6 protein-coding genes are annotated in these 7,033 nt (G+C 52.5%); 2 read left to right on the top strand and 4 right to left on the bottom strand.

The annotated features are described in order from the left end of the window. Together GF404_05355 and GF404_05350 are read left to right on the top strand one after the other, a co-directional pair. Positions 1-1,206 (top strand): oligopeptide transporter, OPT family (locus tag GF404_05355; protein MBD3381608.1); only part of this gene is annotated, 1,206 nt, incomplete at its 5' end. A 225-nt stretch (positions 1,207-1,431) separates the two neighbouring features. Beyond that, entirely contained in the window at positions 1,432-3,594 is a 2,163-nt protein-coding gene (locus tag GF404_05350; GenBank protein ID MBD3381607.1) for a tetratricopeptide repeat protein, read from the top strand. On the opposite strand, the gene GF404_05345 is transcribed toward GF404_05350, so the two are convergent. Genes GF404_05345 through GF404_05330 form a run of 4 tightly spaced genes read right to left on the bottom strand, consistent with a single transcriptional unit; the run spans position 3,591 to position 7,032 of the window. Beyond that, positions 3,591-4,589 carry a diguanylate cyclase gene (locus GF404_05345; protein ID MBD3381606.1) on the bottom strand — a complete coding sequence of 333 codons (999 nt, stop codon included), beginning with the start codon at positions 4,587-4,589 and terminating at the stop codon, positions 3,591-3,593. The two genes, GF404_05350 and GF404_05345, sit on opposite strands and share 4 nt — an antisense overlap. Then, entirely contained in the window at positions 4,510-5,499 is a 990-nt protein-coding gene (gene xerD, locus GF404_05340) for a site-specific tyrosine recombinase XerD (GenBank protein ID MBD3381605.1), read from the bottom strand. Before xerD ends, GF404_05345 begins: the two co-directional genes overlap by 80 nt. A gap of 42 nt (positions 5,500-5,541) precedes the next feature. Next, the gene (locus GF404_05335; GenBank protein MBD3381604.1) at positions 5,542-6,300 is read right to left on the bottom strand and encodes a hypothetical protein; all 759 of its coding nucleotides are present in this window, start codon (positions 6,298-6,300) and stop codon (positions 5,542-5,544) included. 42 nt (positions 6,301-6,342) lie between these two features. After that, on the bottom strand, positions 6,343-7,032 hold the full coding sequence (locus tag GF404_05330) for a hypothetical protein (GenBank protein MBD3381603.1): 690 nt from the start codon (positions 7,030-7,032) through the stop codon (positions 6,343-6,345). Position 7,033 lies beyond the last annotated feature (1 nt).

Genomic DNA, 7,033 nt, shown 5'->3' with positions numbered 1-7,033 from the left:
GGTCTTCAGCACCTCCTGGATATGGCCGGTCCGGGGATGACCGCGGCGGACATCGACGCCGACTTCATCCGCGGTCATGTCATCAAGTACCTCGGTGTCGGCGCGGTCACGGTGGGCGGGTTCGTGAGCCTTTTGAAATCATTTCCGACGATCATCAGTTCGTTTTCAACCGGGTTCAAACAGATTCTCAAACGGGGCCGGAAAGATGACGGTGAAGCAGAAAAGCGTACCGACCAGGAGCTTCCGATGTGGGTCGTTCTGGTTGGCGCGATCCTGATTATACTGGTGATCTGGGCTTATCCCAATACCGGCCTCAATCCTCTCGCGATCGCCATGGTCGTAATCTTCGGATTCTTGTTTGTCGTGGTCGCGGCCAGAATCGTCGGTCTGGTCGGATCGTCATCATCGCCGGTCTCGGGTATGACGATCGCGACACTTCTGGTGACCTGCCTGATGCTGACCGCGTTTGGCATATCCGGCGCGGAGGGTATGGTGGCGGCCATGTCGGTCGGCGCGGTGGTATGTATCGCGGTATGTCTTTCGGGCGATATCGCCCAGGACCTCAAAACCGGTTTCCTTTTGGGGGCCACTCCCAAAAAGATGCAGATCATGGAATTTGTCGGCCTCTTCTTCCCGGCCCTGACGATGGGTTTCATCCTGTTTCTTTTGGGTGACACTTACGGGTTCGTGGAATCACCAGAGCATCCCAACCCGCTTCTGGCACCGCAGGCGAATATCATGGCGGCGGTGGTCAACGGCATCCTGGGAGGTGTACTGCCCTGGGAATATATTATCGCCGGTGGCATGATTGCCCTGGCCGTGGAATTTCTGGGAATCGGCTCTCTGCCGTTCGCGATCGGGCTCTATTTGCCACTCTCGCTTTCGACCCCGATTATGGCTGGCGGTCTTTTATCGCTTCTGGTCAAACGGACCTCGATGGATGTCGTGCATCACAAGAGCCGTGAGCAGAAGGGAATCCTGTTCGCTTCCGGACTTGTGGCCGGTGATGCCCTCGTGGGCGTGGCGATCGCGCTCATGTTCGCGGGAGCATCCAGTTTGGCGTTTCTCGACAAATATCGGATCTTCTCTAACCAGTACGACACTATCTCGATTTTCGGCGCTCCCTGGAACGATATCCTGTCGCTGATGTTCTTCGGAATCCTGATGCTGGTCTTCTGGCGGTTCACTTTTGTAAAGAAACGGTAAACGTCAGTCCTTTGCAATATATGGCGGAGCTTCGTGCTCCGCCTTTTTTATACCAGATGGTTTCCCGATCTGCATTTTATCAAAACAACGGGTTCCCTGAATCTGAACTCTGCAAACTAATAACTGATCATGAATCGACATCTTCGATCGGAGAGGTGGCGCCTGAAGCTTATATTTTCACATTCAATTTGATAAAAACCGCATATCAACTTAAATTATCAGCCTATGACTCGAATTGCCGAAAGAGTGAAAGATATCGATCGGATGGCCGTAGTGGTTTTCATCTCGGCTATGGCTGTACGGCTGGTTTACATGATCCAGATATCCGACAGCCCGTTTTTCGAGATGCATCAGATCGACGCCCTCTGGCATCATATCTGGGCAGGCACGATCGCTGAAGGCAATATCATCGGCGATGAGGCCTTCTTCCGCGCACCACTGTATCCGTATTTTCTCGGGATCATATATTCGCTTTTCGGCGACGGTCCGTTCGCGCCCCGCATCATCCAGTCGCTTTTGGGGTCTTTATCCGCGGTGATCGTGTACCTGACAGCTCGTGATATTATCAACCGCCGAGCCGGCCTGATCGCCGGCTTTACAGCAGTCCTGTATTCCCTGTTGATATATTTCGACAACGAGCTTTTAATCACCAGCCTGTTCACTTTTTTAATGCTGTTGTCATTTCATGTGGTACGCAAAACCACAGCAAACAGTTCTCGCCTGCGCTTCCTGACAATCGGCCTGCTGATCGGGTTGACAGCTTTGGCTCGTCCGACGGTGCTGATCATCCTGCCGGCAGTCATGCTGTATCTGTTTGTCGCAAACTACCGGGCAGTAGCGAAAAAATCGGGACGACTTGTGGATATCGTGATCATGCTTGCCGGAATGCTGGCACTCATCCTGCCGATAACAATACGCAATTACGCGCTCAGCGGTGATCCGGTCATGATCTCTTACCAGGGTGGAGTAAATTTCTGGATCGGCAATAATGCCGAGGCCGATGGTAAAACAGCCGGCGCACCCGGCCATTTCAAGGCGGTCAATGAGTACCAGGACAATGTCAAATATTCATCGGAACGGGTGGCCGAGATGCGTACCGGTCGTGAGCTGACACCTTCTGAAATCTCCTCATACTGGTTTGAGCAGGCGTTCCAGTGGATCGGGAACAATCCTGTCGAGTTCATCGAGCTGTCTTTGAAGAAACTGTATTACCTGTGGAATGCTTACGAGATCGAGAGCAACCGCGATATCTACACATTGCGCTCGGATTCGTGGCTCTTAAAAACACTGCTCTGGCATGGACCGCCCGGATTTCCGTTCGGTCTGCTGGCTCCCCTGGCAATGATTGGTCTCTACATTGCATTCAGGTCGGGAGACAGTCGCCTGCACCTTCTGGCAGGCACCCTGTTATCCTATCAGCTGGTCCTGATCTTATTCTTTGTGACTGCCAGGTTTCGGGTACCGACACTGCCATTTCTAATTGTCCTGGCCGCGCTGGCAACAGATTATATTCTGGCGAAATTAAAACAGCCTCGCAGGTTGATGGTACCCGCGGTAGTTTTTATTATAGTCGCGGTTGTTTCCAACACAACCCTGTTCGGCATCAGGCCGGATGACCGTTCACGCTCCAACCAGGCTGTGGCGTCCGCCTTTTTGCGCCAGAATATGCTCGACAGCGCAACATATTATATCGAACGGGCGATCGAGGAAAATCCCGAGGACCCGAATGCGCTTGCCTTTCTGGGCAACTTGCGCGAACGTAAAAACGATTACGATGGCGCCGCGGTCGCTTACGGCCATGCGATCGAGCACAATCCACACGATGCTTACCTGTTTAACCGGCTGGCCTATTCCCTGTTTAAGATAGAGCAGTACGATCATGCCAGAAACGCTGTCGACAGCTCCCTGGCGCTCGACTCAACTATCCTGAGTTCATACACAACTCTCAGCAACCTGCTCAGTCTGGAGGGAAAATCGGAACGAGCGCTGGATATGCTCTACCGGGGGTACCGGGTCGACTCATCGAATTCCGCCTACCTGAATAACCTGGCCGTTCGACTGCGTGACCACAGCCGTTTTGAAGAAGCCATCGATGTACTCGAGCGCGCGCTCACGATCAATCCCGAGCATCTTTCGGCCCGGGTCAACCTGGCCAACCTGCATTTCCAGTCGGGCAACCTCGAGCAGGCCGAAAAGCATTACCTGACAGCTCTCAATCAGGATCCCAACCAGCCCCAGGCCAACCTGAACCTGGCACAGCTTTACCTGCGTTCGGGACGCACTTCCGAGGCAGTTGAACTGATTCGAGGTGTCTTGAAAAACGATCCGGATAATCCGACGGCGGTGAAGTTGATGGAGATGATTGAAAACGCGCTAAACGGGGATTAGTATTTCTTACGGCGCTCGATCATATAGTTTGAGCCGGCCAGTTTCTTGGTGTATTTCTTTAAATCGGCCAGCATATGAGACATCTCTCCGGCGTGTGAAAAAATCTTGTTCTCGCATACCAGTACTGCAATCGAGATTGTAAGCATGGAGTAGATCTCATCTTCGCCGAAGCGGTTCTTGGTAACGATCTTGCCCCGCAGGCGATCCTCTTCTTTGTAACGATACGGAATTATGCGGTCAAACGTCTTAATAGTATTCGAGCAGACCATATCGATCATCTGGTAGGGGATGACAAATATGAAATCGTCTCCGCCGACATGGCCGACGAAACCGTTGGGTACCAGGTCAAAGACGACATCGCGTACTATCTGGGCGGTCAGGCGAATCACCTTGTCGCCGTAGAAATAACCATAATAATCGTTGTAACCCTTGAAATTGTCGATATCGAGATAACAGACCGCGAAGTCCTTATCGTTGGCAATCATCTGGTTGATCTTCTTTTCGATCATCGAGGGACCGGGCAGTCTCGAGGACGGATTGACACCGAGGTCCCGGCGCGAACGGCTCATCAGCATCTGAATCCGGGTCGCAAAAGCTTCGCGGTTCCACTCACCCATCAGAAGATCATCCGCTTCGCATTCAAGGGCCTGCTTATAAGCCTTATGAGCCGAGGTTGGATTATAGATAATCAGTGGCACTATTGATAAAAACATCTGCTCCCGGGCCTCATTGACCAGACGGGTGGTACGACCGAAATCATTCTCTACCACGATAATAATCAGGTCGAGGATATAGCGCTGGGCGTAGCGAACCAGTTCATGGGGTTTGCTGAAATGATGAAACTGCAGGTTGGCCTGCGGGAAAGCGTCGATAAGATCGTTACAGATGTCCAGGTTTTCCTGGTAAACAGCAATATTAAAGAGACCCCTCTCCGGGATCTTTTCTTCCTTTTGATTCAGTATCCAGGCCGGTATATGTGCTACTGCCTTGGGCATCTCGCTTCTTCCTCGGATGACATCTCCGATGGACTTCCTTCAGGTACCTCTGGTCCAAATGAGTATATATCTGCGTAGTACTTATATCGGCATGACCGAGAAATTCCATAACCGTTCTTATGTCAGCACCGTTTTCAACCATGTGGGTTGCGCAGGAATGGCGCAGGCTGTGGGGGGTAACTTTTTTACGAATACCGGCTGTTTTCAGGTATTTTGCGAATATATTCCAGAGCCCCATACGCGACAACCGCCCTCCGCGCCGGCTTAAAAACAGGATATCGTACGAATTATCGCGCACCAGGCTGTCACGGGCATTGTGAAGATAATCCAGGTAAGCCCTGCGGGCGTACGATCCGAACGGCACCAGACGTTGCTTTCCTCCCTTGCCGTGCACCCTGAGTATCTCCACCTCCAGCACAATATCCCCGGTTTTAATAGCGGAAAGTTCCGAAATCCTCAGCCCGCAGGCGTACCAGAACTCCATGATCGCCCGGTTGCGCACGGTCAGGGGATCATCGCCGGAAATCGCCTCAATTAACCGACCGATCTCCTCTTTCGAAAGAATATCCGGCAGGGGACGCATCAGTTTAGGCGTATCCAGCACATTCGTCGGATCACCGGCCTGTTTCCCCTCCGATACCAAAAACCTGAACAGGTGACGCAGTGCCGACAATTTACGGGCCGCGCTCCGGGCCGAGTTTCCCCGGCGCCTGAGCCTGAGCAGGTATTCTATTATCTCGCTTTCCCGAACGGAATTGAGGCTGATTTCCTGTTTTTGTCCTAAAAACTCGATGAATTCTGAAATATCACGACGATAGGCGGCGATGGTGTTATCGGAAAGGTTCAGCTCAAGGTCTATGTAACCCAGAAAGTCCACTACCTGCTGGCGATTAATATCGGAAATACCCATGGTATCAATAGAAAGAAAAATCGTCCCGTATTCAACAAAAAATCAGAAGATGTCGTCGGAACCGGCAACAGCAAGCACCGCCAGCGTGACCGCTGAAGCTCCCGCTTCGAGCAAAGTTCTGGCCGCCTCCATCGAGGTTGCGCTGGTGGTGATGACGTCATCGACCAACAGCAGATGCCTGCCCTCGATTTTATGGTTGTCCCTCACTCCAAAGGCATTGCGCATATTCTCCCGGCGATCCTTCGGCGGCAGACCGGTCTGCGATTTCGTGCGCCGAATCCGCAATATGGCTTCATCAGCCAGTGGCAACTCGAGCCTATCGGCCAGGATCTCGGAAATGATCAGGCTCTGGTTGAACCCCCGTTTGCGTTTCCGCGAGGAATGAAGCGGTACCGGCACGACCATATCGACAACATTCTGACCGCCCCCCTGCCCGATGATTTCAGCCAGTCGTCGCGACAGGTAATATCCGACCGGCAGGATACCATGATACTTGAAAGCGAAGATCAGGGGCTTGCTGACATCGTCATAGCCGGTCAATGTCCAGCCCCGTTTAATCGGCAACTTTTTGAGTCCACAGACAGGACAGCCGGCCTGGTCAAAATCGAGCGCACCCCGGCATTTAACGCAGAATGGAAAGATATATTCCTGCAGCTTATTTTGGCAACGACGGCATAGGAAATACGGCTCGCTGTCATGCAGGCTTCCACAGCTCAGACACTGGGGAGGAAACACAAATCCCAGCAGACTGCGCCCCAGGTGATCGATCATCCTGTATGTTGAATCGATTAGCTTTTTCATTACCGAAAACAAAGATACTCAGCGGCAAAGATACAGGCAAGTTTATTTAGAGGACCCGGACGATCCGAGATAACGGGAGACATCGATTACGCCCTTGACCCTGCTGATCTGGTTAATCAGTTTATTCAAGTGAGTCAGGTTGCGCACCTCGGCAATAAACACCCCGCGCGCCAGCCCCTTGGAGGCGTGTATACTGGTGCTCTTGAGATTGGTATCATCTTCGGCAATCGAATTGAGGATATCGCGCAGGATATTTTTACGGTCTTCCATCACCAGGTTGATCCGGACGATGAAGGTCGAGGTCTCGCTGACATCCCATCTCAAATCGACCAGTCTCTCCTTGTCAAGGTTTGCGCGCCTGATATTGGGACAGTCCCTGCGATGAACCGTCACCCCCCGGCCCCGGGTAATAAATCCGACCACGTCCTCGCCCGGCACCGGCTGACAGCATTTGCCGAAATTGAACTGGAGCATCCCGACATCGTCGATCTTGACATCATCACGCCCCCTCTGACGCCCGGAGACTATTTCCTCCAGCGAAGCTTCATCCTGCTTACCCTCCTGCGTTTGCGGGTAAATCCGGTTAACAAGCGTGACAACCGAAGCATCACCCTGGCCGATACCCGCGAGCAGGGCCTCGACAGTCTTGTATCCGAAGGTATCGGCGCACTGCAAAAGCTGGGTCTCATCGGGAGGATCGAGATGAGCTTTCTTCAACTGCCTTTCGAGCATT

The organism is Candidatus Zixiibacteriota bacterium (genome assembly GCA_014728145.1).
Taxonomy (GTDB): domain Bacteria; phylum Zixibacteria; class MSB-5A5; order JAABVY01; family JAABVY01; genus WJMC01.
This window is presented reverse-complemented; position numbering and strand designations above follow the sequence as displayed.

What these genes read in the sequence shown, in the direction of transcription:
- xerD (MBD3381605.1), bottom strand. Translation starts at nt 5,499, where the DNA reads ATGGGTATTTCCGATATTAATCGCCAGCAGGTAGTGGACTTTCTGGGT.
- GF404_05335 (MBD3381604.1), bottom strand. Translation starts at nt 6,300, where the DNA reads ATGAAAAAGCTAATCGATTCAACATACAGGATGATCGATCACCTGGGG.
- GF404_05330 (MBD3381603.1), bottom strand. Translation starts at nt 7,032, where the DNA reads ATGCTCGAAAGGCAGTTGAAGAAAGCTCATCTCGATCCTCCCGATGAG.
- GF404_05350 (MBD3381607.1), top strand. Translation starts at nt 1,432, where the DNA reads ATGACTCGAATTGCCGAAAGAGTGAAAGATATCGATCGGATGGCCGTA.
- GF404_05345 (MBD3381606.1), bottom strand. Translation starts at nt 4,589, where the DNA reads ATGCCCAAGGCAGTAGCACATATACCGGCCTGGATACTGAATCAAAAG.